1 rRNA gene is annotated in these 2,566 nt (G+C 53.7%); it reads right to left on the bottom strand.

Features of this window, described 5'->3' with window-relative positions:
- Positions 1-30: 30 nt before the first annotated feature.
- Positions 31-2,566: ribosomal RNA gene (locus QD280_RS17730) — 23S ribosomal RNA — on the bottom strand; the annotation flags it as partial.

Here is a 2,566-nt window from a genome sequence, read left to right as displayed (position 1 = left end):
GTTTGCCTGCGCAAACCCCTTGGGTGTTATATGGTCAAGCCTCACGGGCAATTAGTACTGGTTAGCTCAACACATTGCTGTGCTTCCACACCCAGCCTATCAACCTTGTAGTCTTCAAGGGCCCTTCAGGAGGCGCAAGGCCTCAGGGAAGTCTCATCTTGAAGGGGGCTTCCCGCTTAGATGCTTTCAGCGGTTATCCCGTCCGAACGTAGCTACCGGGCAATGCCATTGGCATGACAACCCGAACACCAGAGGTTCGTCCACTCCGGTCCTCTCGTACTAGGAGCAGCTCTTCTCAAACTTCCGACGCCCACGGCAGATAGGGACCGAACTGTCTCACGACGTTCTAAACCCAGCTCGCGTACCACTTTAAATGGCGAACAGCCATACCCTTGGGACCGACTTCAGCCCCAGGATGTGATGAGCCGACATCGAGGTGCCAAACACCGCCGTCGATGTGAACTCTTGGGCGGTATCAGCCTGTTATCCCCGGAGTACCTTTTATCCGTTGAGCGATGGCCCTTCCATACAGAACCACCGGATCACTAGAACCTACTTTCGTACCTGCTCGACGTGTCTGTCTCGCAGTCAAGCACCCTTATGCTCTTGCACTCAATGCACGATTTCCAACCGTGCTGAGGGTACCTTCGTGCTCCTCCGTTACTCTTTAGGAGGAGACCGCCCCAGTCAAACTACCCACCATACACTGTCCTCGATCCGGATAACGGACCTGAGTTAGAACGCCAATGATGTCAGGCTGGTATTTCAAGGTTGGCTCCACCGCATCTGGCGACGCGGTTTCAAAGCCTCCCAGCTATCCTACACAGACAACATCAGCATCCAGTGTAAAGCTATAGTAAAGGTTCACGGGGTCTTTCCGTCTAGCCGCGGGTACACAGCATCTTCACTGCGATTTCAATTTCACTGAGTCTCGGGTGGAGACAGCGTGGCCATCATTACGCCATTCGTGCAGGTCGGAACTTACCCGACAAGGAATTTCGCTACCTTAGGACCGTTATAGTTACGGCCGCCGTTTACCGGGGCTTCGATCAAGAGCTTCGCGTGAGCTAACCCCATCAATTAACCTTCCGGCACCGGGCAGGCGTCACACCCTATACGTCCGCTTGCGCGTTTGCAGAGTGCTGTGTTTTTAATAAACAGTTGCAGCCACCTGGTATCTTCGACCGGTAAGAGCTTACGGAGCAAGTCCTTCACTCGAACCGGTGCACCTTCTCCCGAAGTTACGGTGCCATTTTGCCTAGTTCCTTCACCCGAGTTCTCTCAAGCGCCTTGGTATTCTCTACCTGACCACCTGTGTCGGTTTGGGGTACGGTCGCATGTGATCTGAAGCTTAGAGGCTTTTCCTGGAAGCGTGGCATCGATGACTTCCTGACCGTGGTCAGTTCGTCTCGCATCTCGACCTCAGAGGAACCGGATTTGCCTGATTCCTCGGCCTACATGCTTTCACCAGGACAACCAACGCCTGGCTCACCTAGCCTTCTTCGTCCCCCCATCGCAACCACATCCGGTACGGGAATATTAACCCGTTTCCCATCGACTACGCGTTTCCGCCTCGCCTTAGGGGCCGACTCACTCTGCTCCGATTAACGTAGAACAGAAAACCTTGGTCTTCCGGCGGGGGAGTTTTTCACTCCCCTTATCGTTACTCATGTCAGCATTCGCACTCGTGATACCTCCAGCAGACTTCTCAATCCACCTTCATTGGCTTACACGACGCTCCTCTACCGCTCATCCAGAGGATGAACCCGTAGCTTCGGTACCTGATTTAGCCCCGTTATATCTTCCGCGCAGGCCGACTCGACTAGTGAGCTATTACGCTTTCTTTAAAGGATGGCTGCTTCTAAGCCAACCTCCTAGCTGTCTGAGCCTTCCCACATCGTTTCCCACTTAATCAGGATTTTGGGACCTTAGCTGACGGTCTGGGTTGTTTCCCTTTTCACAACGGACGTTAGCACCCGCTGTGTGTCTCCCACGCTGCACTCACTGGTATTCGGAGTTTGCCTCGGGTTGGTAAGTCGGGATGACCCCCTAGCCGAAACAGTGCTCTACCCCCAGCGGTGATACGTGAGGCGCTACCTAAATAGCTTTCGAGGAGAACCAGCTATCTCCGGGCTTGATTAGCCTTTCACTCCGATCCACAGCTCATCCCAGCATTTTTCAACATACTTGGGTTCGGGCCTCCAATTGATGTTACTCAATCTTCACCCTGGCCATGGATAGATCGCCCGGTTTCGGGTCTATACCCTGCGACTGGTCGCCCAGTTAAGACTCGGTTTCCCTACGCCTCCCCTATACGGTTAAGCTCGCCACAGAATATAAGTCGCTGACCCATTATACAAAAGGTACGCGGTCACACCACGAAGGTGCTCCCACTGCTTGTACGCATACGGTTTCAGGATCTATTTCACTCCCCTCGCCGGGGTTCTTTTCGCCTTTCCCTCACGGTACTGGTTCACTATCGGTCAGCCAGGAGTATTTAGCCTTGGAGGATGGTCCCCCCATGTTCAGTCAAGGTTTCTCGTGCCCCGACCTACTCGATTTCACG

This window comes from Cobetia sp. 1AS1, from assembly GCF_029846435.1.
Classification (GTDB): Bacteria; Pseudomonadota; Gammaproteobacteria; order Pseudomonadales; family Halomonadaceae; genus Cobetia; species Cobetia amphilecti.
The sequence above is the reverse complement of the archived record's forward strand: the minus strand, read 5'-3'. Positions and strand labels throughout refer to the sequence as shown.